Source organism: Amycolatopsis sp. NBC_01488, assembly GCF_036227105.1.
Classification (GTDB): Bacteria; Actinomycetota; Actinomycetes; order Mycobacteriales; family Pseudonocardiaceae; genus Amycolatopsis.
The window spans coordinates 1530409-1554877 of record NZ_CP109434.1 but is presented as its reverse complement, the minus strand read 5'-3'; the positions used below and the strand labels follow the sequence as shown (position 1 = coordinate 1554877).

Here is a 24469-nt window from a genome sequence, read left to right as displayed (position 1 = left end):
CGGCGCAGCTGGGGCTCTGTCGGCGGGGGCGCGGCGGCGAGCAGAGCCGACCGCTTATCGACGCACGTGCACCGCTCACCGACTCGCGTTTGAATCCGGCGCTCGACCGCCGGATTTGTCCGACTTCCCCCGCGCTCGCGGGTGGAGCGAGGCCTTCGACCAAGCCGAGGCGGCCAGCCCCTGCCCGAGCTGCACGCGCAGCTCCCCAGGCCCGGCCCACGACACGAGCCCGACAACCCACCCACTCGGCGACTCGCGGCCCGCGGGGACCTCCCGCACCGGCCGGGCTTGCTAGCGTCGCTGCCGATGCCCCCACGCTCAGAGCCCCCGACCGGGAGCACCCCCGGCTCCCCGGACTTCCCGCAGGACCCCGCGGCCACCCGTCCCACCGGCAAGCGGAAGCCTCCTCGCGCACGGACTTCCCCCCACCCGTCCGCCGAAACCACCAACCCGGCGGACCCCAGGACCGGCCCGCCAGACGCCGAGCCCGCGGCCACCGATCCCGCCACCGCTCCGGCGAACCCAGGCGCCGAGCCGGCACCCGCCCGCCCGGCGGCTCCCCAAGCCGAAACCAACGATCCGGCGAAGTCCGAGGCCGCACCTGCGAGCGCCCCAGCGGCGAAGCCTGGTGCCGCACCCGGACCTGCGAGCGCCCGCCCGGCGGCGGCCCTCAGGCTCGAAACCAACGATCGGTCGAAGTCCGGGGATGCACCGGCGAGCGCCCCAGCGACGAAGCCCGGTGCCGCACCCGGACCTACAACCACCACCCGCATCGAACCTGCCGACACCACACCCCCCTGGGCCGAGGACACCAGCCCCTCACGCCCCCTGACCATCGCCCTCGGTCTCACCGGTCTCGGCGCCGTCTCCCTCACCGCCGCGGCCCTCATCCACGTCTCCCCAGCCGCGGCCCCCGGTTTCACCAGCTGGCCGTGGCTTGCCGTTCTCGCGCTGGCTCCCGCCGTCGCCGCTGTCTGGGCCGCCGCTGCCCGAAAGCCCGGGCTCGCCAAGGGGCTCGTCCTCGGTCTCGCCGCCCTTGCCCCCGGCCGGCTCGTCCTCGACCTGCAGTTCGCCGTCAACGGGCCTCTCACCATCCGTCCCGAGCTCTACCTCCCCGATCGCTTCGTCAGCGGCTCCGCCGTCGGCGCGGGGTTCTGGCTGCTCATCGCCGCGCACCTGCTCACCGGGGCTGCCGGGGTCGCCGCCTGGCGGGCGAACCGGGACAGCGACGGCGAACCCGAACGGCGACGGTGGCGGCTGCTCGTCCCGCTGCTCGCCGTGACCGCTTCGGTCGGGCTGCTCACCGCGCCCGTCGGCTCGGACAACGGCTTCCTGCTCGCCCGCGCCGCCTTCGAAGGGCCGTGGCCCGCCCTCGGCGGGTACCTGCTGCTCGCCGCCGCGCTGCCGCTGGCCGCCGCGCTCGCGCTCGCCGCTCCTTCCGAAAGCATCGCCAGGGGCATGGTGCTCGGCCTCACCGCCGCCGCCTTCGGGGTCGCCGGGCCGCCCGTGCTGGCCGGGCTCCTCCGGGACGACCTCCACGTCACCTGGGGGCCCGTCCTCGTGCTCGCGGCGACCGCCGTCATCGCCGGCCTCGCCTTCACCCGGCTCAGCGAAACGCCGAGAGACACCGAGCGCGACGTCCAGGTCCCCGGCATCTTCTGGTGGCGCCTGACGACCGGGGTGCTCGGCCTCGCCACCGCGGCCGCCGCCGTGATTGGGACCTTCGCGTCGCAGGTCGCCGTCACCGCGCTCAACCCCGGGGCCACCGCTCCGGTCAGCGCCGCCGCCGAAAGTCCCGCGCGGTGGTTCCTGCTCACCGCCGCGCTCGTCGTCGGCGTTCTCGCCCTTGGCACGCTGTTTCCGCGGACCGCGCAACTGGCGCGGCCGGTGCTCGGGCTCGCCTGGGCCGGGATCGTGCTGGCCGGCACCGCCGTCCTGAACACCGCGCTGACCGCCACCCAGGCCGGTAACCTCGCCGGGTTCGGGGGCGCGGACCTCGGCGGCACGTCCGGCGCCACCCCCGTCTTCACCTACGACCTCGGCGCCGGCGCCGCCTGGACGTTCGCCGCGCTCGTGCTCGCGGTCCTGGTCGCGCTCGCCGCCGTCGGGACCGGTGTCGTCGAACGGGAGGATGCCGGCGACGGCGCCGAGGCGGGCGCGAACCTGCTCACGCCCGTGGTCGCCGGTGCGGTGCTGGCCGTCGCCGCGTTCGGGCTGCCCGTCTTCAGCGTGCCCGGCTACGTCGCGCCCGGGTTGTGGTCGAACTTCGACACCCCTTCGTGGGGCCTGCTGATCGCCGCCGTGGTCGTCGTCGGCGCCGCCGCGCTGGCGCTGCGGTCGCGGCCCCGGCCCGCGGCGGCTCTGCTGGCCGGCGCCGCCGTGCTCGTCGCGCTGCACGCCGCGGAGCTGCCGCTCGTCGGCGGCGGCCTCGGCGACGCGAGCCCGTCGACCGGCTTCTGGGTCGCTCTCGCCGCCGCGGCCGCGCTGCTCGTCGCGGCGGGCATGGCGGCCGCCGGTGGACGTCGTGAGCCGTGACCGCCTCCGGGTGCTCCTCGTCGAGTTCGAGAAGCCCGACCCGGCCGCCGTCGCACTGGGCCGCGTGCTGCGCGACGAAGGCATGGAGGTCGTCCACGCCGGCCCGCTGGACACCGTCGAGCAGATCCTCCGCACCGCCGAGCAGGAGGACCCGGACGCCGTCGGCGTGCTCGGCGAGGCACCGCCGCCCGGGCTCGCGGAAGCGTTGAACGGCGTTCGCGTCTTCCCGGCAGGCGACCCCGGGAAGACGGTCGAATGGTTGCGCGGTGGGCGGTCTCACACCGCGGGAACACCGTCTGACCGCGCACGGTGACCGACTTCACCAGATGCGGAGTCCCCGCCGTCTGCGCAGGTCGCTAACCTCGACTGGTCCGACAGCGCGGTCCGGCAACGGACCACCACAGTGGCGTGTCGTCAGGAGACTGGAGTAGTGGACCTCTACGAGTACCAGGCGAGGGATCTCTTCGCCGCCCACGGAGTACCGGTTCTGCCGGGCTCGGTGGCAAGCACCCCCGAAGAAGCCAAGGCCGCCGCGGAGCAGATCGGCAACCAGGTCGTCGTCAAGGCGCAGGTGAAGGTCGGCGGCCGTGGGAAGGCGGGCGGCGTCAAGCTGGCCCAGACCCCCGACGAGGCGAAGGAGAAGGCGGAAGCCATCCTCGGCCTCGACATCAAGGGCCACATCACGCGTCGCGTGCTCGTGGCCGAAGCTTCGGACATCGCGTCCGAGTACTACTTCTCCTTCCTGCTGGACCGCGCGAACCGCACGTTCCTGGCGATGGCGTCCTCCGAGGGCGGCATGGAGATCGAGCAGCTCGCGGTCGAGCGTCCCGACGCGCTCGCGAAGATCCCGGTCGACGCGATCGCCGGCGTGGACAAGGCGAAGGCGCTCGAGATCCTGAAGGCCGGCAACTTCCCGGCCGACATCATCGACGAGGCCGCCGACGTCGTCGTGAAGCTCTGGGAGACCTTCGTCTCCGAGGACGCCACCCTCGTCGAGGTCAACCCGCTGGTCCGCGACCCGCAGGACAAGATCATCGCCCTCGACGGCAAGGTCACCCTCGACGAGAACGCGGACTTCCGCCAGCCGGGCCACGAGGCCCTGGTGGACAAGGACGCGGAGAACCCGCTCGAGGCGAAGGCCAAGGCCAAGAACCTCAACTACGTCAAGCTCGACGGCCAGGTCGGCATCATCGGCAACGGCGCCGGCCTCGTCATGTCCACTTTGGACGTCGTGGCGTACGCGGGCGAGAAGCACGGCGGCGTGAAGCCGGCGAACTTCCTCGACATCGGCGGCGGCGCGTCGGCCGAGGTGATGGCGGCCGGGCTGGACGTCATCCTCAACGACACCGACGTGAAGAGCGTCTTCGTCAACGTCTTCGGCGGCATCACCGCCTGCGACGCGGTGGCGAACGGCATCGTCGAGGCCCTGAAGATCCTGGGCGACGAGGCCGCCAAGCCGCTGGTCGTCCGCCTGGACGGCAACAACGTCGTCGAGGGTCGCCAGATCCTGGCCGACGCGAACCACCCGCTGGTCACCGTGGTGGACACAATGGACAACGCGGCCGACAAGGCTGCCGAGCTCGCCGCGGCAGGTGCGTGAGATGTCGATCTTCCTGAACGAGCACAGCAAGGTCATCGTGCAGGGGCTCACCGGCTCCGAGGGCATGAAGCACGCGACCAAGATGCTGAAGTCCGGCACGAACATCGTGGGCGGCGTCAACGCCCGCAAGGCCGGCCAGACCGTCACCATCGAGGGCAAGGACCTCAAGGTCTTCGGCACCGTCGAAGAGGCGATCAAGGAGACCGGCGCCGACGTGTCGGTCATCTTCGTGCCGCCGAAGTTCGCCAAGGACGCGGTCCTCGAGGCGATCGACGCCGAGATCGGCCTCGCCGTGGTGATCACCGAGGGCATCCCGGTGCACGACTCGGCCTACTTCTGGGCGCACGCGGTCGCCAAGGGCAACAAGACCCGCATCATCGGGCCGAACTGCCCCGGCGTGATCAGCCCGTCGAAGTCCAACGCGGGCATCATCCCGGCCGACATCACCGGCCCGGGCGGGATCGGCCTCGTGTCGAAGTCCGGCACGCTGACCTACCAGATGATGTACGAGCTGCGGGACATCGGCTTCTCCACCGCGGTCGGCATCGGCGGTGACCCGATCATCGGCACCACGCACATCGACGCCCTCGAGGCGTTCGAGGCGGACCCCGAGACCAAGGTCATCGTGATGATCGGCGAGATCGGTGGCGACGCCGAAGAGCGTGCCGCGGCCTACATCAAGGAGAACGTGACGAAGCCGGTCGTCGGCTACGTCGCGGGCTTCACCGCGCCCGAGGGCAAGACCATGGGCCACGCGGGCGCCATCGTGTCGGGCTCCTCCGGCACGGCCGCCGCGAAGAAGGAGGCCCTCGAGGCCGCCGGCGTCAAGGTCGGCAAGACCCCGAGCGAGACCGCCGTCCTCGCGCGTGAGCTGTACAACAACCTCGGCTGAGGTTGCCGCATCACTCCTGGTAGGGCCGGGCATCCACAGGGTGCCCGGCCTTTCCGCGTTTCGGGACGAAACCTCCCGAGGTATTCACGCGTCTGATGGGCTGGTGGCCTTGGAGTGCGCTAGCGTTCTGCGCACGCAAGCCGCCTCGTCTTCCCCCGGGTGTCCTCGTACCCCGGAGTGCCGGTCGAACCGACAGGAGTGCATCCGATGACCTTCCCCAGCGGTGGGCCCGGCTACCCCCAGCAGGGTGGCGGCCAGCAGCCCCCCGGCCAGCAACCGCCCGGACCGCCGTCCAGCGGCTTCCCGGCGCAGCAGCAGCAGCAGCAGCAGGCGCCCTCGGGCGCCGCGGGCCTGACGCAGAACTTGCCGCTGATGCTCGCGCTGGGCGTCGCGGTCCTCGGGCTCGTCCAGTACTTCCTCGGCTTCTCCGACACCGGCGACGTCGGCCTCGGCGGCGTGTTCCTGCTGGGTGGCGGCCTGCTCGCCGCGATGACCGCGCTGCCGAAGGTGCCGAAGACGCTGCCGTTCGCGGCGCTGTTCAGCGTCCTGGGCGCGCTCTACGTCCTGGACACGCTGATCGGGATGCAGACTTCGCCCGGCATCGTCACGGTCATCCTGATCCTGGGGATCCTGCAGATGGCCGCCGCGGTCGTCGCGCTGCTCGTCGAGCAGGGCATCGTCAAGGCGCCGGCGCCGAAGCCCGCCGCGCCGTCCTACGGCGGCCAGTACGGCCAGCCCGGCCAGCAGCAGTACGGCCAGCCCGGGCAGCAGTACGGCCAGCAGCAGTCGGGCCACGGGCCGGGACCGGGTTCGCAGGCCGGGGAGCCGTCGGCGCCGTTCCAGCCGGGCCAGTACGGCTCGCCGAACCCGCCCTCGACCACGCCGCCACCGGGGCAGCAGGCCACGACGTACGCCCCGCAGCAGGGCTCGTTCTTCCAGCAGCAGCAGCCGCCGCCGTCGGACAACCCGGGCACGCCGCCCGGTGGCTTCGGCAAGTCGAACTGACGTAGCCCTCGGGAACACTCGCTGTGACACCGCGTGTCACAGCGGGTGTTCCGCGTTCCGGGGTGACCCGACCGGGTGGGTTAGCCTTCCCGCGCCCGCCGGCGGCGGCGTGGCTCACCCGGATGGACCAGCCCGGATGTCAGGGTGCCGATCATGGACCTGCTCACCGACTCCCGCGAGGAGCCGGTGAGTGACCTCGAACCCGACGTCGAACTGTCCCGGGCGGCGCGGGTGCGGGTGTTGCTCGCCGCCGCCTTCGGCCCGCTGGTCACCGGCTACGCCGCCGTCGCGACCGTGCTGACGCTGGTGACGCTCACCGCCGAGCGCACCGTCTTCTCCGGCACCGGCGTGCTGCTGGCCGCCGGGCCCGGCTGGCTCGCCGCGCACCAGGTGCGGCTCGGCCTCGGCGGTCACCCGCTCGGCGTGCTGCCGCTGCTGCCGACGCTGGGTGCGCTCGCCCTGGCCGCGCGGACGGCGTCCGGCGCCGCCGCGCGCCTCGGCTGCCGGTCACCTCGGGAAGCGCTGTCGGTGTTCGCGACGATCACCGGCGCGCACGCGCTGTTCGGCCTGGTCATCGCGTTCTGCGCGCAGGGCTCGCCGGTGACGGCGAACCCGCTGGTCGCCTTCGCCGTGCCCGGGCTGCTCGCCGCGGCGGCCTCGGCCGCGGGCATCGTCCGGTGCTGTGGGCTGCCGGACGTCGTCGCCGAGCGCCTCGATCCGCTGGCCCTGCGCGGGGTCCGGGCCGGCGCGCTGGGCCTCGCGGTGCTGGTGGCCTGCGGCGCGGCCGTGTTCACGGTCGCGACCGCGCTGTCCTGGCGGACGGTCGCCGACATGTACGAGCCCGCGTTCGGCAGCAGCTTCGGGCTGTTCCTGCTTTCCGTGCTGTACCTGCCGAACGCCGTGACGGCCGCGCTGTCGTTCGTCACCGGGCCCGGGTTCTCGGTCGGCGACCTGACCGTCGGGATGTTCGGCTACCGCGGCGGTGCCGTCCCCGGCGTCCCGCTGCTCGGCGGCCTGCCCGAGCACCACGCGGCGTGGTGGCCGGCGCTGCTGGCGCTGCCCGCGGCGACCGGCGTGCTCGTCGGCTGGTCGCTGCGCAAGGTCGACGCGGACCCGGCGCAGCGCATCCGGACGGTCGCGGTGGCCGGCGCGGTGGTCGCGCTCGGCTGCGTCCTGCTGGGCTCGCTCTCCGGCGGACGGCTCGGCGACGGCCCGTTCGACCCGGTGAGCGTGCCGGTCGGCGTCGCGTCGGTGGTCGCGTTCTGCTGGATCGTCATCCCGGGCTCGTTCGTCGCGTTCTTCGCCGGCGAGCACGAGCCGCCGGCACCCCCCGAAGCACTCGAAGACAACCAGGCCTTCGAAGACGCCGAAGAGGTCGACGTCGCCGAAGCCGCCGAAGCCGTCCAGGAACTTGAAGAGTCCGAAGAGGACGAAGAAACCGAAGACACCGACGAGCCGGAAGAGCCCGAAGAGCCCGAAGCAGAACTCGACGCGGACGCGGAGTTCGAAGCCGAGGCCGACGCCGAACTGGGCGTCGAAGAACCGGCCGACGACGTCCCCGAGGACGCCGAGGCTGTGACCGGGGGCACCGAGACCTGCGGCGACGTCGAGCCGGCCGAGACCGACCGTTAGGGTTGACGTGACCTGGTGAAGCGCCGTGCGCCCGGCTGCGCACCGCCCGCGGCAAGGAGCCCGCTCTGTCTCAACGGTTGGACCTGCCCACTCCGGTGAAGCTCGTCGTGCTCGCGTCGGGCTCCGGCACCCTCCTGCAGGCGGTGCTGGACGCCACCGGCCGGTCCGGCTTCCCGGCCAAGGTCGTGGCCGTCGGCGCCGACCGCGCCGGCATCGAGGCCCTGACCCGCGCCGAGCGCGTGAGCGTCCCGTCGTTCACGGTCCGCGTCGCCGACCACCCCGACCGCGCGGCCTGGGACAAGGCGCTGACCGAGGCGGTCGCGGCGTACCAGCCCGACCTCGTCGTCTCCGCCGGCTTCATGAAGATCCTCGGCGAGCAGTTCCTCAGCCGGTTCACCGTGGTCAACACGCACCCGGCGCTGCTGCCGTCGTTCCCGGGGATGCACGCGATCCGCGACGCGCTCGAGGCCGGCGTCAAGGTCACCGGTTCGACCGTGCACTTCGCGGACGCCGGGGTCGACACCGGGCCGATCATCGCCCAGGAGGCGGTCGTCGTGGAGCACGACGACACGGAAGACGTCCTGCACGAACGGATCAAGGCCGTCGAGCGCAGGCTGCTGGTGGAAACGATCGAGCGACTCGGCCGCGGCGGCTGCGCCGTGGACGGACGAAAGGTGACATTTCGTGAGCACTGACCTGGGACGGCGCCCGGTCCGCCGGGCGCTGATCGGCGTCTCGGACAAGGCGGGCCTGCTGGACCTCGCCACCGGCCTGCACGCGGCCGGTGTCGAGATCGTGTCCACCGGCGGCACCGCGAAGGTCATCGCCGCCGCGGGGGTCCCGGTCACGCCGGTCGAAGAGGTCACCGGCTTCCCCGAGTCGCTCGACGGCCGCGTCAAGACGCTGCACCCGCGTGTGCACGCCGGCCTGCTGGCCGACCAGGGCAACCCCGACCACGTCGAGCAGCTGCGCAAGCTGGACATCGCGGCGTTCGACCTGCTGGTCGTGAACCTGTACCCGTTCGAGCAGACCGTCGCCTCCGGCGCGAGCCCCGAGGAGTGCGTCGAGAACATCGACATCGGCGGCCCGGCCATGGTCCGCGGCGCGGCGAAGAACCACGGCAGCGTCGCGGTCGTCGTCGACCCGGCCCGTTACGGCTGGGTCCTGGAGCGCGTCGCCAACGGCGGCTTCGACCTCGAAGACCGCAAGCGCCTCGCGGCCCAGGCGTACGCGCACACGGCGGCGTACGACATCGCGGTCGCTTCGTGGTTCGCCAACGTCTACGCGCCCGCGGACGACTCCGGCTTCCCGGAGTTCTCCGGCATCAGCTGGGAACGCGGCGAGGTGCTGCGCTACGGCGAGAACCCGCACCAGAAGGCCGCGCTGTACAAGGGACACCGGGCCGGGCTGGCGCACGCCGAGCAGCTGCACGGCAAGGCCATGTCCTACAACAACTACGTCGACACCGACGCGGCCCGCCGTGCCGCGTTCGACTTCGCCGAGCCCGCCGTCGCGATCATCAAACACGCCAACCCGTGCGGCATCGCGGTCGGCACCGACATCGCCGAGGCCCACCGCAAGGCCCACGCGTGCGACCCGGTTTCGGCCTACGGCGGCGTCATCGCGACGAACCGGCCGGTGAGCCGCGAGGCCGCGGAGCAGATCGCCGAGGTCTTCACCGAGGTCGTGCTGGCGCCGGACTTCGACGCCGAAGCGCTGGAGATCCTGCAGCGCAAGAAGAACATCCGGCTGCTCAAGCTCCCGGAGATCGCGCACCCGGCGCCGATCGAGTTCCGGCAGATCTCCGGCGGCGTGCTCGTGCAGACCGTCGACGCGATCGACGCACCGGGCGACGACCCGGCGTCGTGGACGCTGGCCACCGGCACCCCCGCCGACGATCAGACCCTGCGCGACCTCGAGTTCGCGTGGCGCTCGCTGCGCGCGGTCAAGTCGAACGCGATCCTGCTCGCCGCGGACGGCGCGACCGTCGGTGTCGGCATGGGCCAGGTCAACCGCGTCGACTCGTCGCGGCTCGCGGTTTCGCGGGCGGGCGACCGGGCCAAAGGCTCGGTGGGTGCGTCCGACGCGTTCTTCCCGTTCCCGGACGGCCTGGAGGTGCTGGTCGAGGCGGGCGTGCGCGCGATCGTCCAGCCGGGCGGCTCCGTTCGCGACGCCGAGGTGATCGCGGCCGCGGAGAAGGCGGGCGTCACGATGTACCTGACGGGGACGCGTCACTTCGCGCACTGATCCTGGCTTCGCTTCGAGAGGGAGGGCTCGATGCAGCAACCGCCGCCGTACGGACAGGGCCAGCCAGGGCCGCCTGGATATCCCCAGCAGCCCGGCTACCCACCGCCCGGATACCCGCCGCAGCCGGGCTCTCCGCCGCCCGGGTACGCACCGCCGGGTTACGGCGCGCCGTTGCCGCCGCCGAAGAAGAAGCGGACCGGGCTGATCATCGGCATCGGCTGCGTCGTCGTGGTGCTCGGTGCGGGCATCCCGCTCGGGATCTTCGCGAAGGACTACTTCGCGAGCACCGGCGCGGCACCGTCGTCGTCGCCGGTGCCCGCCGAGTGCCAGGTCCCGGCCCCGACGCTGGCGAAGGCGGGCTTCCCGAGCTTCGCGCTGGGCGGCCCGGGCACCGCGGACGTGCCCGGCCTGAAGCAGGTCAACTGCAGCTGGAAGCCCGGCCCCGACGAGAACGTCCGTGACGCGACCCTGACCGTCCGGCTCACGGCGTACTCCGGGGAGAACGCGCGGGATTCGGCGAACCACCTCTACCGGCCGATCGCGCCGGCGGTCCCGCCCACCGACGTCAAGGGCATCGGCGACAAAGCGATACTGGTCCGGCTGGCCACGAACAGCGCGTTCAGCGGTGCGGAACTGCACGTCCTGAAGGGCACGACGGTCGTCATCGTCGAGGTGTCCGGCTGGGACAAGGGCTTCTTCTCGAACTCGCCGATGCCGCAACAGGAGTCCGACGACGCGGTGAAGGCGGTCGGCCCCGAGATCGTCAAGAAGCTCCGCTAGGCGGGTGCGGGCAGTGTCTTGCAGAGGGTGACCGGGAACTTCGGCTCGGCCGCCCGGATCTCCTGGCAGCCTGCCGACTTGACCTGCGCGAACGACGTCCAGCCGGTACCACCCCAGCGGAAGACGGAGCGGGCCGGCGGGTCGGTCTGGCGCACCAGCAGGTCGAGGACCAGCCAGTCCGGGTCGCAGACGCGGGTGGTGCCCGCGCTTTCGGCGCCCGTCGCGGACACCGCGGCGCCGATCCACGCCGGGTCGCAGTGGTCGGCGGGCGGGGCGCAGGTGCCCTGGGGCGCGCAGTGGCCCCAGCCGGCGCCGAGCTTGTGCCAGGAGTTGCCGTTGTCGCCGTTGAGGATCACCGTGCGGTCCGCGACCGGCGCGTTCGTGCTCAGCCGCAGCTCCGCGGGCACCTTGTCCTGGCAGCCACCCGACGCGGGCCGCGTCGAGTAGACGACGTCGGCGCGGACGTCGGTCTTGCTCTCCACGACCTGCTCGACGCGCGGCTCACGCACGCAGCCCGGGTCCTTGCCGGGCAGCGCGACCTGGACGAACAGGCTGACGTCGTCCGGGCCCGGGCGGATCCCGGTGACGTCGGCGCGGAACGAGCGCCACTCCGCGCCCATCGTCGTCGGCCCGGGCGCCGCGGCCTTGGCGCCGGGCACCCCGCCGCCCGCGGTGACCACGACGGCCACCACCGCACCCGCGGCGACCAGCGCTCCGGCGATCCACAGAACCGGCCGTTTGGTCATCGCCCACCCCCAGAAGTCCACCGGGGAATCTAGCCGACGCCGCAGCGTCAGGCGGGCGGACCGGGACTTTCGCGCTGTGTGACGGCTTTCTCGAGGTACACTGCGTCGTCGATGTGGCCGGCGGCAACCGGCGCGTCGGTGAGCCGGTAGCCGGCCCGCTCGTAGAGCGTGATGTTGCGGGTGCTGCGCGCGCCGGTGAACAGGGCGAACCGGCGCGCCTCGGCGGGTGCGTGCGCTTCGGCGTGTTCGAGCAGCCGCCGGCCGAGCCCGCGGCCGGCCAGATCCGGCGCGACCATCAGCCTGCCCAGCTCCCAGCGGTCGCCCTCGAGCCGGGCGCGCACCGCGCCGACCAGCCGGTGCCCGTCGCGCAGGACCCACACCGCCCAGGTCTTCGTCCAGTCGCGGACGTCTTCGAGGGTTTCGTGCAGCGCGGGGATGTCGAGGGTGTCGTTGAGGACGGCCTCCTGGACCCAGCAGCAGCGTTGCAGGACGAGCAGTTCCGGGCAGTCTTCGGGCCCGGCTTCGGTGAGCTCCACGCGGATCTGTCTAGCGATCGGGGCTCGGCGCGGGCAACCGCATTACCGCTGTCACGCCGGGGTTCGCGTCCCACCTGTGGGTGACTTGACACGTCGGGTGGTTCGCGGTTGACTTGTTCACGTCGAACAAGTGTTCGACGTGAACCGCCGCCTTCCCCGCGGCGAACCAGTGCCGACGGTCGGGTTTTGGGAGAGGCCCGACCGCAGGCCCAGTCCGTGGTGGGGAGGTGCGTGCGGTGACCGCTGTGGTGGAGCCGCCGGTGGCCCGGCTGGCGGCCCTGCCCGGGGTCAGCACGGCGAGCCGGGTGGCGGCCCAGGCCGAGCGCGCGCGGGCGGCGGGAAGGGTGCTCCCGGTCGTCCCGGCGCTCGCCGGGCTGCTGCCGTCCGCCGGGCTCCGGCGGGGGAGCACGGTGGCGGTCCACGGGGGCACGTCGCTGCTGCTCGCGCTGCTCGCCGAGGCCACCGCCGCCGGGTCGTGGGCGGCCGTGGTCGGCATGCCGTCGCTGGGGCTGGCGGCGGCGGCCGAGTGCGGCGTGGACCTCGCCCGGGTGGCGCTGGTCCCGCGTCCGGGAGTGGAGCTCCCGGCGGTGGTCGCGGCCCTGCTCGACGGCGTGGACGTGGTGGCGGTCCACGCGGACCCGGTCCAGGCAGCCGTGGCGCGGCGGCTGTCGGCCCGGGCCCGGCACCGCGGGGCAGTGCTGCTGGCGTTCGGCGCGTGGCCGGGGGCCGACGTCGAGCTGTCGTGCCGGTTCTCGGCGTGGACCGGCCTGTCGGATGGCTACGGTCACCTGACTGCGCGGCAGGCTCAGGTGCGAGTCCACGGCCGCGGCGCGGCGGCCCGCCCGCTCTCGGCGACCCTCCAGCTCCCCGGTCCTGCCGGCGCGCCACTTCCCCTCCATTCGGAAGCTGCCCCCACCGGTGGCGTTCCCCCTCGCGAGGCCACCGCATGACGGCCACCCGTCCACAGTGGACACATCGCCCAGCCGCGGCCGCGGCCCCACCCCACCCAACGTGCCGTCCACCCAGGCCCACGTGCCATCCACCCAGGTACGCGTGTCGTCCACCTGAGTCCACGCGTCGTCTAGCTGGGTGCGCATGTCGACCCTCTACTCACGCGAGCCGACCCTTCAAGCACGCGAGCCGACCGTCCAGGTACGCGAGTCGACTCTCCGGGTGCGCGAGCCGACTCTTCAAGCACGCGAGCCGACCGTCCAGGTACGCGAGTCGACTCTCCGGGTGCGCGAGCCGACTCTTCAAGCACGCGAGCCGACCGTCCAGGTACGCGAGTCGACTCTCCGGGTGCGCGAGCCGACTCTTCAAGCACGCGAGCCGACCGTCCAGGTACGCGAGTCGACTCTCCGGGTGCGCGAGCCGACTCTTCAAGCACGCGAGTCGACTCTCCGAGCGCGTGAGCCGACCGTCCCGTCACCCGTGTCGGCCGCTCGATCACGCCTGGCGGCCCCTCCGTCACGTCAGCTCAGCTGCCGTTCGCGGCCTGCGGGGGGAGGTCGCATGACCGTCCCCGCGCAACGGCGGTCTTCTGGCCTTCCCACCCGGATGCTCGTCCTCTGGTGCCCGGACTGGCCCGTCGTTGCCGCTGCGGCCGTGGGTGGGGTGGCCGTCACCTCGCCCGCCGCCGTCTTCAGTGCGAACCGGGTTGTCGCCAGCAACGCCGTCGCGCGGCGCAACGGCGTCAAGCGGGGGATGCGGCGGCGGGAGGCGCAGTCGAACTGTCCGGACCTGGCCGTCTTCGCGGCCGACGACGGCCGGGACGCGCGGCTCTTCGAAGCCGTCGCGCGGACGGTCGAGGGCCTTGTCGTCGGGGTCGAGGTCGTGCGGCCCGGGCTCGTCGCCGTTCCCGTCGACGGGGCCGCCGGGTACTTCGGCGGCGAGCACGCCCTCGTCGAGCGGCTCGTCGACGAAGTGTCCGCCGCGGCCGGCGTGGAATGCCAGGTCGGCGTGGCCGAAGGGCTGTTCGCCGCGACGCTCGCCGCCCGGTGCGGGGAGTTCGTCGAACCCGGGCGCGTCGCCGAGTTCCTCGCGCCGCTGCCCGTCACCGAGCTCGACCAGCCCGGCGCCGAGCGCGCGGAGCTCGTGGACCTGTTGCGGCGGCTCGGGTTGCGGACGCTCGGCGCGTTCGCGGAACTCCCGGAGCGCGACGTCGTCAACCGGTTCGGCGCCGCCGGCGTGCTCGCGCACCGGCTCGCGCGGGGCCGGTCCGAACGCCCGCCGCTGCGGCGACGCCCGCCGCCCGAGCTGACGCTGGCCGAGGAGTTCGACCCGGTCGTCGAGCGGGTCGACGTCGCGGCGTTCCTCGCCAAGGGCCTCGCAACGCGGTTCTGCGCGGGCCTGGCCGGGCACGGCCTGGCCTGCACCCGGCTCGGCATCTACGCGGTCACCGAGGAGGGCGAACATCTCGGCCGCGCGTGGCGGTGCGCGGAACCGCTGACGCCCGCCGGCGTCGCCGACCGCGTGCGCTGGCAGTTCGAAGGCTGGCTGCGCGCGGCGCCGGGCCGGCGTCCGACGTCCGGCGTCGTGCGGCTGCGGCTCGAACCCGAGGAGGTCGTCGAAGGGCGGTCGCTGCAGCTCGACCTGTGGCAGAACGGCCGTTCCGACGAGGACGACGAACGCGCGGCGCGGGCGTTCGTGCGGGTCCAGGGCGTGCTCGGGCCGGAGGGTGTGGTGACACCGCTGCTCGACGGCGGCCGTGACCCGGCGGCGCGCGTCCGGCTGGTGCCGTGGGGCGACCCGCGCGAGGGGACGACGCCGTCGGACGCGACCTGGCCCGGACGGCTGCCGGCGCCGTCCCCGGCGACCGTCCTCGACCGCCCGGTGCCGGCCCAGGTCTTCGACGCCGAGGGCAGGCCGGTGGGCATCACGCCGCGCGAGCAGCTAACGGCGGTCCCGCACGGGCTGAGCATCACCGGCGGCCCACCGCGGGAGGTGGTGGGCTGGGCGGGGCCGTGGCCGCTGGCGGGCGACCGCCGAAGACCGGGCCCGCGCCGGGCGCGGTTGCAGCTGCTGCTCGCGGGCGAGCCGGACGACCCGCCCGAGGCGGTGCTGGTGCACTGCGCGGGCACGGAAAATCCACTGTGGACGCTCGAGGGAGTGTACGACTGAGCATGGACGAGGACTACGCAAGGAAGCTGCGGGCCTGGCTGCGCGCCGAACCGGAGGCAACACCCCGCCGCGCGGCGGAGGAACGCGAGTGGCTACGCGAAGTACCATCCCCGGCCGACGGCGGACGGGCGGCCGACGATCGGCCCGCGACCTCGGCACCCCAGCCGGAGCCGGAACGCTGGACGGTGAGGGGACAGTTGCCTGCCGAGCAGCCGGACGCCGACGACGAGTGGGTGTGCCCGGTGATCGTGCTGCCGGTCCCGCGCTGGTCGCGGGAGAACGGTTGCCGTATGAGCGAAGCCGAAGCGCGGAGCCGCCGGAATCACCCCTCGGGGCGGCTGCGCGAGGAAGCCGGGCGGCCGCAGCCGCTGAGCGAAGCCGACTCCGACCAGCGGAGCCATCCCGATCACGCGTCAGGATCGCCACAGGAGTCGCCGGAGCCGCGCCGCATGAGTGAGGCCGAAGCTCGGAGCCGCTGGAATCACCCCAGCAACTGGCACCGCCGCCGAGCCGCGGAGCAGCGACCCGGCACCGAAGCTGACGAGCCCGGGAGCCGCTAGATGGGCTGGAACAACCCTCCCGTCCGCTGGAAGGACCTCGCCCGCACCCTCGCCGGCGGGATGCCTCCCGGCGACCACGGCGACAGCCCCGCCTGGGGCCGCAAGCGGGAGGCCTACCAACGGCCGCAAAGCCTCCCCACGCGGCGCAACGACGACGGCGGCGAGGCCGTCCGCGTCCCCTACGCCGAGTTGCACTGCCACTCCAACTTCAGCTTCCTCGACGGTGCCAGTCACCCCGAAGAGCTCGTCGAGGAAGCCGCGCGGCTGCAGCTCGACGCCATCGCCCTCACCGACCACGACGGCATGTACGGTGTCGTCCGCTTCGCCGAGGCCGCCCGGGAACTGGGCGTCAACACCGTCTTCGGTACCGAACTCAGCTTCGGCCTCCGGAACCCGCAGAACGGCGTCGCCGACCCCGAAGGCGAACACCTCCTGCTGCTCGCCCGCGGTGATCAGGGCTACCGGGCCCTCTGCCGCGCCATCACCGCCGGCCAGATCCACGAAAACGCCGAGAAGGGCAAACCGATCTACGACCTCGGCGCGGTCGCCGAGGAGGTCACTGGGCAGTGCGTCGTGCTCACCGGCTGCCGCAAAGGCGCGGTGCGCTCCGCCCTCGTCACGCACGGTCCGGCGGCGGCCGCGGAGAAACTGAAAGAACTGAGAGACCGCTTCGGCCACGACAACGTCTACGTCGAGCTCACCGACCACCGCCAGCCGCTCGACAGCACCCACAACGACGTCCTGACGAAGCTCGCCGACGAACTGAAGCTCCCGACCGTCGCCACCACCGCCGCGCACTACGCCCGGCCGGAACGCGCCCCGCTCGCCGACGCGCTCGCCGCGATCCGCGCGCGTCGCGGCATCGACGAGCTGGAGGGCTGGCTGCCCGCGGCCGGGACGGCGTTCCTCCGCAGCGGTGCCGAAATGGACGTCCTGTTCCGGCGCTACCCCGGCGCCGTCCGCCGCTCCGCCCTGCTCGGCATGGAATGCGCGTTCCCGCTCAAGCTGATCGCCCCGAAGCTGCCGCCCTTCGACGTCCCCGGTGGCGGTACCGAAGCGGCCTACCTCCAAGAATTGACGTGGAAAGGTGCGGAAGAGCGGTTCAAGGGCAAGCCGCACGAGGAAAAGGCACACGAACAGATCCGGCACGAACTGGAGATCATCGAGCAGCTCGGCTTTCCCGGCTACTTCCTGATCGTCTGGGACATCGTGCGGTTCTGCAACGACCACAACATCCTCTGCCAGGGCCGCGGCTCGGCCGCGAACTCGGCCGTCTGTTACGCGCTCGGCATCACGAAGGTCGACTCGGTGGCCAACAAGCTGCTGTTCGAGCGTTTCCTCGCCCCGGACCGCGACGGCTACCCGGACATCGACCTCGACATCGAGTCCGACCGCCGCGAAGAAGCCATCCAGTACGTCTTCGAGAAACACGGCCGCCTGCGCACCGCGCAGGTCGCGAACGTGATCACCTACCGGGCCCGGTCCGCGGTCCGCGACGCCGCACGCGCGCTGGGCTACTCGCCGGGCCAGCAGGACGCCTGGAGCAAGCAGATCGACCGCTGGGGTTCCCTGCGCAGCACCGAAAAGGACCACGACCACGACATCCCGGACGAGGTCATTCAGCTCGCGTTCGCGCTCGAGGACTTCCCGCGGCACCTGGGCATCCACTCCGGCGGGATGGTCATGTGCCACGAGCCGGTGAGCCAGGTCGTGCCGGTCGAGTGGGCGCGGATGGAGAACCGCAGCGTCATCCAGTGGGAGAAGGAGGACTGCGCGGCCGCCGGGCTCGTCAAGTTCGACCTGCTCGGCCTCGGGATGCTCTCCGCGCTGCACTACATGCTCGACCTCGTCGAGGAGTACAAGGGCGAGCAGATCGACCTCGCCGAGCTGGACCTCACCGACCAGAACATCTACGGCATGCTCTGCCGCGCCGACGCGATCGGCGTGTTCCAGGTCGAAAGCCGCGCGCAGCTGGCGACGCTGCCGCGGCTGCGGCCCACCGAGTTCTACGACCTCGCGGTGGAGGTGGCGCTGATCCGGCCCGGCCCGATCCAGGGCGGCTCGGTGCACCCCTACATCCGCCGCAAGCAGGGGATCGAGCAGTGGGACTACGACCACCCGCTGCTGAAGAACGCGCTGCACAAGACCAAAGGCGTGCCGCTGTTCCAGGAACAGATGATGCAGATCGCGCTGGACGTCGCGAACTTCACCGCGGCGGAGGCCGACCAGCTGCGGCACGCGATGGGCTCGAAGCGCTCGGACCGGAAGATGGAGCGGCTGCGCGAGCGGTTCCTCGAGGGAGCCGCCGCGAACGGCGTCGAAGACGAGCTGGCGCAGCAGATCTTCTTGAAGCTCAAAGCGTTCGCGAACTTCGGCTTCCCCGAGAGCCACGCGCTGAGCTTCGCGCACCTCGTGTTTTCCAGTGCCTACTTCAAGTTCTACCACCCGGACGCGTTCCTGGCGGGCCTGCTGCGCGCGCAGCCGATGGGCTTCTACTCGCCGCAGTCGCTGGTCGCCGACGCGCGGCGCCACGGCGTCACCGTGCACGGACCGGACATCAACCGCAGCCTGCCGCACGCCACCCTGGAACCAGGCGACGGGAAGTTCCACGACGTGCGCACCGGGTTGAGCACCGTCCGGATGATCGGCGAGGACGTCGCGAAGCGGATCGTCGCCGAGCGGCTCACGAACGGCGACTACACCGACATGGCCGACGTCGCGCGCCGCGTGCGGCTGAAGACCCCGCAGATCGAGGCGCTGGCCACGGCCGGCGCGTTCGTCGGGTTCGGCGGCGACCGGCGGCAGGCGCTGTGGACCGCGGGTGCCGTCGCCGGGGAACGCCCTGAGAAGCTGCCGGGCCTGGTCGGCGCGCAGGCGCCGGTGCTGCCCGGGATGGACGGCCTCGACCTCGCGGCGGCGGACGTCTGGGCCACCGGCGTCTCGCCGGACAGCTACCCGACGGAGTTCATCCGCGACCGCCTCGACGCGCTCGGCGTCGTCCCGGCGAACGGCCTGGCCGACCTCCAAGACGGCGCGCGCGTGCTGGTCGGCGGCGCCGTCACGCACCGGCAGCGCCCGGCGACCGCGGGCGGCGTCACCTTCCTCAACATCGAGGACGAGACGGGGATGGTCAACGTGATCTGCACGCTCGGCCTGTGGCAGCGCTACCACCGCGTCGCGCGCGCCAGCCCGGCGCTGCTGATCCGCGGGGTGGTGGAGAAGGCCGACGGCGTGGTCAGCGTCCTCGCCGACCGCGTCGAGGCGCTGCCGATGCGGATCAAGGCGAAGTCGCGCGACTTCAGGTGAGGGGGCGCCGCACGATCGTGATGATCTCGGGACTCGTGTCGGTCACCGGCGTGCGGTCCCAGTAGCCGTACTGCTCGTCGACGACCAGCCCGGCTTCCTCGATGAACGTCGACAGCGCCGGAACGTCGAGGAAGCGCAACGTGCTTTCGCTGTACTGCGGCGCGTCCCACTGAGGGCTTTCGTACGTCGTCGTGAAGCTGACGTACCCGTTCTCGAACGGCCCAGCGTCGTTCCACGACCGCACTTCGCCGGCTTCCCAGACGTTCGACGGCGTCCAGCGCTCCCAGCCGCGGGCGGCGGGATTGCGGGTGTCGAAGCCGAACCGGCCGCCGGGCTTCAGGGCTCGCCGGACCGCCGAGAACGCCGTCCGCAGTTCGTCGTCGGTGAGCAGCACCTGGAACGCGTGCCCGGTCATCACCGCGAAGTCGAACTCGCCGTCCCAGCCGGCGGTCGACAAATCGCCGTGCACCCACTCGACGTCGTCGCGGCGGCGGGCCTGGATGAGCATGCCCTCGGCGGGGTCGAGGCCGACGAGCCGTCCTCCGTGACCGGACTCGCGGGCCCAGTGCAGCAGCGACCCGGTGCCGCAGCCGACGTCGAGCACTGACTCCGCCGCCATGATCTTCGGCAGGTAGAACGCGAAGTCGCCGCTGCTTTCCCGCGGGTTCATCGCGTCGTACAGCGAGGCGAGGTAGGGGTCGACGTAGTCGTGGTCGGGCACGGCGTCACCGTAGTGAGCGGGCCGGGAAAGATCACGTCATTTTCGGTGCCAGGCCGAGCAGTTCGGGGTGCGCGGCCAGCTCCCGCCAATGCGCGCCGGGGTCGGGCAGCAGCCGCCGCCGGTCCAGGTCCAGCAGGCCGGAGACGCTCGAGACGTCGGCGACGAGCGTCCCGTCCGGTGCGTGGAACTCCTGCGTCACCCGGGATGTCTTGCCCGTGCCCCAGTGGAATTCGCAGCCGACCGAAACCTCGCTGCCGGGAACGAGTTCCCGGTGGAAGCGCACGGTCGTCTCCAGGTTCACCGGGCCGATCCGGCGCGCGGCCAGCTCGGTCAGGTCGATCCCGGCGGCCTGGACGCACACCCAGCGGGCGTGGTCGGCGTAGGCGAGGTAGGCCGGGCCGCGGACGTGGCCGTTGACGTCGAGGTCGTCAGCGCGCACCGCGATGGTGACTCGGAACATGGGGAAGATCGTGGCGCGCGGACGGGGCCGCCGTCTGGAACTTTTCGGCCACCCGCACGAGCGCGGCGGGGGAGGAGCCGGACAGGCGGCGGCATTCGCGGCCGAGGTGGGACTGGTCGGCGTACCCGAGCCCGGCGGCGACGCCGGCCAGCGACGTCCGCCCGGCGACGAGGGGTTCCAGGAGGCGCAGGAACCGATGGAACCGCTGGACGCGGTGCAGCTGCTTCGGCCCGGCGCCGACGGCATGGACGAAGTGCCGCCGCAGCGCGCGTTCGCTGATTCCCACCGCGACATCGGACGTCCGCGTGATCCCGCCGAGGGCCTGAACGGCCGCCAGCACCCGCCGGTCCGGCGTCGCACTCCGGCGAGCGACGAGCGTTTCAAGGATTCCGCGCTGGACCTCGGGATCAGTCGTACCGTCAAGGATTTCTTCGGCGCGGCGGGCGGCCGCGCCCCAGAGGTCACTCAGCGGGGTCGCGCCCGCGGGCAGCTCCGGCATGGCCGTCCCGAGCACGGCGGCCGCGGCCCCGCACCGCAGCCGCACGCCGACGCGTGACGCATCGGCGGGCACCCACAGCCGCAGCGGAGCGCCGACGGTGACGACGACGGTCAGTGCCTCGCCGTCCCAGACGAGGTCGGCGCAGCCGTCGGGGAGGACACGCAGCGGCCGCGCCCAGCCGGTGCGCCCGTGCCAGCCGCAGGCCAGCACGTCCACGAGCCCGGGCGGCGGCGGGACTTCGCGGTACACCGACCGCGCCCCGGCGATCGCCAGTGGCCGCAGCGGAACTCCCATGCGCCCAGTATGCACGGACGGCGCGCGGCGCCCCTGGTCAATGGCCGTCCACAGTGGACTGTTGCGGGTGGCCGGCGCCGGTGTGGCACCCTGGGGCCGTGCTGGAGACCGGGGAGGACTACCGCGAAGCGGTGTTGTCCGGGCAGTGGTGGGAAAAGCGCCGGTTCACCGGGTGCGACTTCACCGGGGCGGACCTGAGCGGGCTGCGGACGCGCGGGTGCACCTTCGACGACTGCGTGTTCAGCCGGGCCGACCTCTCCCGCTCGCGTCACGACGCCTCGGCGTTCCGCTCGTGCACCTTCGACCGCTCGGTGCTCGTCGAAAGCCGGTGGACGTCGTGCTCGCTGCTCGGCTCGTCGTTCGCCGAGTGCGGGTTCGGCGGCATCGCCGTGACCGAGTGCGACCTCTCGATGGCGTCGCTCGCGAAGGCGCGGCTGCGCAAGCTCGGTCTGTCCGGGCTCCGGCTGCGTGAAGCCAACCTGACCGAGGCCGACCTCGCCGGCGCCGACCTGCGCGGCAGCGACTTGACCGGCGCCCGCCTGCAGGCCGCGAAGCTCGACGGCGCCGACCTGCGGGGCGCGCGCCTCGACGCGAACGCCCTGGTCCAGGCCGATCTGCGGGGCGCCGAGGTCGACGTCGAGACGGCCATCGCCTTCGCCGCCGCTCACGGGCTCGTCGTCCGCTGAAACGACGAAGGCCCCGGCAGCGCGCTGCCGGGGCCTTCGCGGAACTCAGTCGATCGGGGGTTCGCCCGGGTCGAGCTCGATCAGGTCGCCCTCGGCGACCAGCTCTTCGATCGACGCCGGGAGCAGGTACGCCGACCCGCCGCCCGGCTGGTTGAACCACGGGATCGCGACGCCGGCCAGCGCCTCCAGCGGCCGCTGGACGCGGTAGACGTGGTACGGCCGGTTCACCCACTCGGGCACCAGCGACCGCTCGGCGAACGGCGTGCCCGCCGCGTACGTCAGGTTGCCGTTCGGGCCGCCGAAGCGGTCCAGCTCACTGCCCGCGGGCAGCTCGCGCAGCTCCTTGCCGCGGAACAGCGTCAGCGGCGGCTCACCCGCCATCGGCCCGATCGGCCACTGCTGCTGGCCACCGCCGCCACCACCGTTGACGGCCGGGCGGGCCGGCTCCTCACGGCGCTGCGGCGCGGGCGAGGTGCCCGGCGGGATCATCGGGGCACCCTGCGGCGGCACCGGCGCCGCCAGGACGGTCGGGGCCGGCGGCGGCTCACGCCGGAGCGGCGCGGGGGCCGCGGGCGGCGGCCCGGCCGGGACCGGCGCGGGCGGGGCGGGCTGGCGCGGCGGGGCCGGCGGCTCGTCGTCCCCGAGGTCGCCGAACAGCTCCTCGGCGCTCGTGAACGCCGTCTGCTCCTGGGCGGGCACCGGCTCCGGCTTGCGGACCGGGTACGACCCGGTCGCGACCTCCGGCGACAGCGTCGCGACGACCCGCTGCGGTGCCGGCTCCGGCTCCGGCTCGGGTTCCGGTTCGGGCTCGGGTTCCGGCTCGGGCACGTGGCCCTCCGGGTTGAGCAGCAGCTTGCCGAGCATGAACGCGGCCGCGTCCTCGGCGTCGCCGAACACCGCGGGGTTGCTGAGCTTGCCGTCGTACCACCCGACGCGCCAGCCGTCGTCGACCTGCTCGACGCTCCAGCCGTGCTCGGCGGGTTCGCCCAGCTTGTAGCCGCTCTCGGGGACCTCGAGCTCGTCCAGCTTGGTCTGCAGGCCGGCCAGCACCGGGTGGTCCGGGGTCTCCCGGCGCAGCGCGCGACGTCCCGAGCGGGGCGCGGCGGGCGGTTCCGCGGGCTCGGGCGCCGGCGGCTCCGGCACCGGCAGCACGCCGGGCACCTCGGGCTGGGTGATCATGGTCGGCGGACCGGGGTCGAACGCCGGCCGCTCCTCGCGCCGCGGCGGGAACGGCTCGTCGTGACCCGGCGCGAAGGCCGCGGGCTCCTGCTGGAACGCGGCGTGCTCGTCCTGGCCCGGCTGGAACGCCGCGTGCGCGGGCTCGGCCGGCTGGAACGCCGCGTGGGCAGGCTCGTCGGCCGGCTGCTGATCCGGCTGGAAGGCCGCGTGCGCCGGCTCGTCGTCGTGCCGGGGACCGGGGTCGAACGCGGGGTGCTCGTCGTCCTCGTGGTGGGTGACCGGCTCCGGCGCCTGCTCCTCGGCGAACCCGCTCTCGTCCGCGTGCACCGGCCGGCCGTCGCGCGGCTCGTCCTCGTGCCCGATCGGCTGGTCGGGGACGTACTCCGCGGTCTCCTCGAGGTCGGGCACCCGGCCCGGCTCCGGCGACGTGCCGTTCGAGCCCGCGGCGTGCTCGGGGTGCTCGTACTCCTCCTCGCCGTACGCGTCCTCTTCGGCGAAGCGGTCGTCGAACTCCTGGTCGTCGTAGCCCTCTTCGGCGAACTCCGCCTCGGCGGGGTAGTCGTGCTCGTCAGCCGGGGCCGCGGCCGGTTCAGCCGGCGCGGGCGACTCCTGGTGCTGCTGCGGCGGCACGACGGGCGGCGCCGGCGCGACCATGGTCGGCGGCGGGCCGGCGGGCGGTTGCTGCTGGGGCGGCGGACCCTGTGGCGGACCCGGCGGGGGGCCCTGGGGCGGCGGCCCGGCCGGGCGTTGCTGCGGCGGCTGGTTGCCCCGGGTCAGGTACGCGCCGGCGGCCTGCAGCGTCGGCTCGTCGACCGGCGGCAGCGCGAAGCCGACCGCGCGGACGTGCTCGACCAGGTCCGGCTCCGGCGAAACGCCGTACTTGCGCAGGTAGAAGTTGACGGCGGCGGGCCAGATCCACTGGCCGTCGCTGTGGAAGGCGACCGGGACGGTGGCCTCGGGCGTCGCGGCCAGCCGGTCGATGTCGTAGCCGCGCTCGGTGACGACCAGCGGCGCGTGGTCGAGGTACTCCAGCAGCCGGTCCTGCTCCTCGACCTCGAGGTCGGGGCGGTTGATCACCGGGCGACCGGCAGGGCCGATCGTGTCGAAGATCCGGGCGATCCGGAAGTGCGGCCCCGGCTGCTCCGGGCCGAGCCCGGACATCCGCCGGATCAGCCACTCGGGGACGTTCTCCTCGGTGCGCGGGAACATCCGCAGCTCGTCCGAATAGGCCTGTGGTGGCGGCGCGAGGTTCCACACCGGCTCGTCGCGGTTGTACTCGAGGTTGTAGCTGGACGGGTGGTCGAGCTGGTAGCGCGCGTTGAACCACGTTCCGCGGCCGTCCCGGTACATGCCGCCGCGCAGCCTGCCGAAGAGGGTCGCGATGTCGTGGGTGGCGAGCCACTCGTGCACCGTGCCGTCCTCGGTGACGATCTCGCCGGTCAGCTCGTGGTACCTCCCGACGGCTCGGTACTCCGCGGTGACCTTGCGCCAGTCGCGCGGGGCGGCACGGAGCAGGGCAAGTCCGATCTGCTTGACCAGGGTGTCCTGCTCGGTCGCGTTCAGCTGCGTCGTCGGTTGTGCCACGGGGACATTTTGACTGTTCGCGCGCGCGAGTGCACCCCGCATGTGGGTTTTGCCGCTCGGCGACCCGGTGGCACACCGTCTGACCTC

Annotated in this window: 19 protein-coding genes; 13 read left to right on the top strand and 6 right to left on the bottom strand. The window is 73.0% G+C overall.

Features of this window, described 5'->3' with window-relative positions; translation table 11 throughout:
- The first annotated feature begins 306 nt into the window (after positions 1–306).
- The 9 genes from OG738_RS07285 (at position 307) to OG738_RS07245 (ending at position 10691) form a co-directional block, all read left to right on the top strand.
- The gene (locus tag OG738_RS07285; RefSeq protein WP_329052307.1) at positions 307–2535 is read left to right on the top strand and encodes a hypothetical protein; all 2229 of its coding nucleotides are present in this window, start codon (positions 307–309) and stop codon (positions 2533–2535) included.
- Positions 2525–2848 (top strand): hypothetical protein, encoded by a 324-nt coding sequence (locus OG738_RS07280; RefSeq protein ID WP_329052304.1) that lies wholly within the window; start codon positions 2525–2527, stop codon positions 2846–2848. The genes OG738_RS07285 and OG738_RS07280 overlap by 11 nt, the downstream gene beginning before the upstream one ends.
- 117 nt (positions 2849–2965) lie before the next feature.
- Positions 2966–4135, top strand: a complete 1170-nt coding sequence (gene sucC / locus OG738_RS07275; RefSeq protein WP_329052302.1) for an ADP-forming succinate--CoA ligase subunit beta — start codon at positions 2966–2968, stop codon at positions 4133–4135.
- 1 nt (position 4136) lies between these two features.
- On the top strand, positions 4137–5027 hold the full coding sequence (gene sucD / locus OG738_RS07270; protein WP_329052300.1) for a succinate--CoA ligase subunit alpha: 891 nt from the start codon (positions 4137–4139) through the stop codon (positions 5025–5027).
- A 207-nt stretch (positions 5028–5234) separates the two neighbouring features.
- The gene (locus OG738_RS07265; RefSeq protein WP_329052298.1) at positions 5235–6032 is read left to right on the top strand and encodes a DUF5336 domain-containing protein; all 798 of its coding nucleotides are present in this window, start codon (positions 5235–5237) and stop codon (positions 6030–6032) included.
- 144 nt (positions 6033–6176) lie between these two features.
- Positions 6177–7664: a cell division protein PerM gene (locus tag OG738_RS07260; RefSeq protein ID WP_442875870.1), complete on the top strand. Its 1488-nt coding sequence runs from the start codon at positions 6177–6179 to the stop codon at positions 7662–7664.
- 77 nt (positions 7665–7741) lie between these two features.
- Positions 7742–8359, top strand: a complete 618-nt coding sequence (purN, locus tag OG738_RS07255) for a phosphoribosylglycinamide formyltransferase (protein ID WP_329052295.1) — start codon at positions 7742–7744, stop codon at positions 8357–8359.
- Positions 8349–9911 carry a bifunctional phosphoribosylaminoimidazolecarboxamide formyltransferase/IMP cyclohydrolase gene (gene purH / locus OG738_RS07250; protein WP_329052293.1) on the top strand — a complete coding sequence of 521 codons (1563 nt, stop codon included), beginning with the start codon at positions 8349–8351 and terminating at the stop codon, positions 9909–9911. Before purN ends, purH begins: the two co-directional genes overlap by 11 nt.
- Before the next feature lie 30 nt (positions 9912–9941).
- Positions 9942–10691 (top strand): hypothetical protein, encoded by a 750-nt coding sequence (locus OG738_RS07245; protein ID WP_329052292.1) that lies wholly within the window; start codon positions 9942–9944, stop codon positions 10689–10691.
- Here the strand turns inward: OG738_RS07245 and OG738_RS07240 are convergent.
- Both OG738_RS07240 and OG738_RS07235 read right to left on the bottom strand, forming a co-directional pair.
- Positions 10688–11437 (bottom strand): hypothetical protein, encoded by a 750-nt coding sequence (locus OG738_RS07240; RefSeq protein ID WP_329052290.1) that lies wholly within the window; start codon positions 11435–11437, stop codon positions 10688–10690. The genes OG738_RS07245 and OG738_RS07240 overlap by 4 nt on opposite strands.
- Before the next feature lie 47 nt (positions 11438–11484).
- Complete coding sequence (locus tag OG738_RS07235; RefSeq protein ID WP_329052288.1) at positions 11485–11973, bottom strand: GNAT family N-acetyltransferase; 489 nt, start codon at positions 11971–11973, stop codon at positions 11485–11487.
- Between the two features lie 236 nt (positions 11974–12209).
- Here OG738_RS07235 and OG738_RS07230 point away from each other — a divergent pair, with 236 nt between their 5' ends.
- The 3 genes from OG738_RS07230 (at position 12210) to OG738_RS07220 (ending at position 18959) form a co-directional block, all read left to right on the top strand.
- Positions 12210–12923, top strand: a complete 714-nt coding sequence (locus tag OG738_RS07230) for a hypothetical protein (protein WP_329052287.1) — start codon at positions 12210–12212, stop codon at positions 12921–12923.
- A gap of 562 nt (positions 12924–13485) precedes the next feature.
- Entirely contained in the window at positions 13486–15093 is a 1608-nt protein-coding gene (locus OG738_RS07225; protein ID WP_442875869.1) for a DNA polymerase Y family protein, read from the top strand.
- Between the two features lie 560 nt (positions 15094–15653).
- Positions 15654–18959, top strand: a complete 3306-nt coding sequence (locus tag OG738_RS07220) for an error-prone DNA polymerase (RefSeq protein WP_329052286.1) — start codon at positions 15654–15656, stop codon at positions 18957–18959.
- Here OG738_RS07220 and OG738_RS07215 read toward each other — a convergent pair.
- The 3 genes from OG738_RS07215 to OG738_RS07205 are packed head-to-tail and all read right to left on the bottom strand — an operon-like array spanning position 18952 to position 20933.
- A complete protein-coding gene (locus OG738_RS07215; RefSeq protein WP_329052285.1) occupies positions 18952–19680 on the bottom strand; it encodes a class I SAM-dependent methyltransferase in 729 nt (242 codons plus the stop codon). The genes OG738_RS07220 and OG738_RS07215 overlap by 8 nt on opposite strands.
- Positions 19681–19711: 31 nt before the next feature.
- Entirely contained in the window at positions 19712–20140 is a 429-nt protein-coding gene (locus OG738_RS07210) for an acyl-CoA thioesterase (RefSeq protein WP_329052283.1), read from the bottom strand.
- On the bottom strand, positions 20109–20933 hold the full coding sequence (locus OG738_RS07205; RefSeq protein ID WP_329052282.1) for a helix-turn-helix domain-containing protein: 825 nt from the start codon (positions 20931–20933) through the stop codon (positions 20109–20111). The genes OG738_RS07210 and OG738_RS07205 overlap by 32 nt, the downstream gene beginning before the upstream one ends.
- Before the next feature lie 98 nt (positions 20934–21031).
- Here OG738_RS07205 and OG738_RS07200 point away from each other — a divergent pair, with 98 nt between their 5' ends.
- Complete coding sequence (locus tag OG738_RS07200; RefSeq protein ID WP_329052280.1) at positions 21032–21619, top strand: pentapeptide repeat-containing protein; 588 nt, start codon at positions 21032–21034, stop codon at positions 21617–21619.
- Positions 21620–21664: 45 nt separating this feature from the next.
- Here OG738_RS07200 and OG738_RS07195 read toward each other — a convergent pair whose 3' ends face one another.
- On the bottom strand, positions 21665–24424 hold the full coding sequence (locus OG738_RS07195) for a TNT domain-containing protein (RefSeq protein ID WP_329052279.1): 2760 nt from the start codon (positions 24422–24424) through the stop codon (positions 21665–21667).
- Between the last annotated feature and the right edge of the window lie 45 nt (positions 24425–24469).

Excerpts from the sequence above, each read along its gene's own strand:
- OG738_RS07195 (WP_329052279.1), bottom strand. The coding sequence starts at position 24,424 with ATGCGGGGTGCACTCGCGCGCGCGAACAGTCAAAATGTCCCCGTGGCA.
- OG738_RS07285 (WP_329052307.1), top strand. The coding sequence starts at position 307 with ATGCCCCCACGCTCAGAGCCCCCGACCGGGAGCACCCCCGGCTCCCCG.
- OG738_RS07245 (WP_329052292.1), top strand. The coding sequence starts at position 9,942 with ATGCAGCAACCGCCGCCGTACGGACAGGGCCAGCCAGGGCCGCCTGGA.
- OG738_RS07265 (WP_329052298.1), top strand. The coding sequence starts at position 5,235 with ATGACCTTCCCCAGCGGTGGGCCCGGCTACCCCCAGCAGGGTGGCGGC.
- OG738_RS07225 (WP_442875869.1), top strand. The coding sequence starts at position 13,486 with ATGACCGTCCCCGCGCAACGGCGGTCTTCTGGCCTTCCCACCCGGATG.
- OG738_RS07240 (WP_329052290.1), bottom strand. The coding sequence starts at position 11,437 with ATGACCAAACGGCCGGTTCTGTGGATCGCCGGAGCGCTGGTCGCCGCG.
- OG738_RS07205 (WP_329052282.1), bottom strand. The coding sequence starts at position 20,933 with ATGGGAGTTCCGCTGCGGCCACTGGCGATCGCCGGGGCGCGGTCGGTG.
- OG738_RS07210 (WP_329052283.1), bottom strand. The coding sequence starts at position 20,140 with ATGTTCCGAGTCACCATCGCGGTGCGCGCTGACGACCTCGACGTCAAC.
- OG738_RS07220 (WP_329052286.1), top strand. The coding sequence starts at position 15,654 with ATGGGCTGGAACAACCCTCCCGTCCGCTGGAAGGACCTCGCCCGCACC.
- sucD (WP_329052300.1), top strand. The coding sequence starts at position 4,137 with ATGTCGATCTTCCTGAACGAGCACAGCAAGGTCATCGTGCAGGGGCTC.